Genomic DNA, 248 nt, shown 5'->3' on the forward strand with positions numbered 1-248 from the left:
TGGTGAGCACCTGCGGGATCGGCACCCCGCGGTTGACGTGGCCGCACTCCTCACCGAGGTCCTGCACGAGGGTCCCGCCGAGGGCGACGTTGACGATCTGGAGGCCGCGGCAGATGCCCAGCAGCGGCGTCCGGTTGCGGGTCGCGGCGCGGACGAGCTCGAGCTGCGCGGCGTCGGCCACCGGAAGGTGCCGAGACTCGTGCGGGTAGCCGGTCGGGCCGCCGTAGAAGCGCGGGTGGATGTCCTCC

At 73.4% G+C, this 248-nt stretch carries 1 protein-coding gene; it reads right to left on the reverse strand.

Going from position 1 to position 248, the window contains the following annotated elements:
* The coding region (locus tag SB773_RS33805; RefSeq protein WP_410594849.1) for a gamma-glutamyl-gamma-aminobutyrate hydrolase family protein at positions 1-241 on the reverse strand (241 nt) is incomplete at its 3' end.
* Positions 242-248: the final 7 nt, after the last annotated feature.

The organism is Bacillus sp. SIMBA_074 (assembly GCF_046534555.1).
GTDB lineage: Bacteria > Bacillota > Bacilli > Bacillales > Bacillaceae_G > Bacillus_A > Bacillus_A mycoides.